This window comes from Vibrio sp. 1069, from assembly GCF_033340555.1.
On sequence record NZ_JAWOWP010000146.1, the window covers coordinates 1 to 974 of the forward strand.

The window sequence follows — 974 nt, forward strand, 5'->3', positions numbered from 1 at the left end:
CCATTTGCGAGAAACGGTTTTTGATCTCTTCTGTAAAGCTAGCAAGAAAGCGAATAGCTTCAACCGAGTTTTGATCGTTTTGCAATCCCATCAACGGAGCATTGAAGAACTCAGGAAACAAAGCAAAGTCGGCTTTGTAGTTGGCCAGAGAGGAGATAAAAAACTCGGCTTGATCGAGCAAGTCTTCCAAATCGTTCATCGCGCGCATTTGCCATTGCACCACGCCAATGCGAATTAAGGTTTTCTCAATGTCGTGAACGGATTGAATGTCTTCCTCGTAGAAAAAATTATCCCACTCTAGCAACGTGGCGTAGCCTTTTGAAGCGTTATCTTCTGGTAAATAGCCACGCATGATGCGTTTAACATCAAAGTCATTCGCAAGCTGGAAGGAGAGGATCGGGTCGTGCAATTCGCGGCGTTTTACTTTGTCGATGTACTCTGCAACGCTCAGTTCATCCACGTATTGGTGGTAATTCGGAATGCGACCACCGGCTAGTATCGCTTTAAAGTTTTTGCTGCGGCACAGCTCTTTGCGCGCGTCGTAAAGACGTCGGCCCAAGCGAAGCCCACGGTAATCAGGGTGAACAAACACATCTAGGCCATACATGGCATCGCCTGTCACTTGGTTCTGAATGACGTTATTTTCGGTGATGATGTCAGTGTACAGGGGAGGAAGTGAAAATCGGTTGTAGTCCACTTTGATCGGCAGCGCAGCGCCGACAATTTTGCCGGTATCCGCAATACAGATTTGTCCATCGGGAAACTGATGAATGAGATCCATGATGGTCAGGCGTGGCCATGAGCCGCCCACATCAGGAAAAACGAGGTCCATTAATTCCGCGAGCTCTGGGTAATCGGTCGGCTCAATGGTGCGTAAAGAGAGTCTTGGCGTGTTGCTGTCCATATCCTACTATCCATTTATCCTTTTTAAATAGTATGGATGAGAATGCCATAAATTTGAGCAGACAGATACC

At 47.1% G+C, this 974-nt stretch carries 1 protein-coding gene; it reads right to left on the reverse strand.

What is annotated here, in order from left to right; translation table 11 throughout:
• Positions 1-904, reverse strand: a 904-nt coding sequence (locus tag R7040_RS25035; RefSeq protein WP_318097363.1) for a GNAT family N-acetyltransferase, incomplete at its 3' end; no start/stop codon positions are given.
• Positions 905-974: the final 70 nt, after the last annotated feature.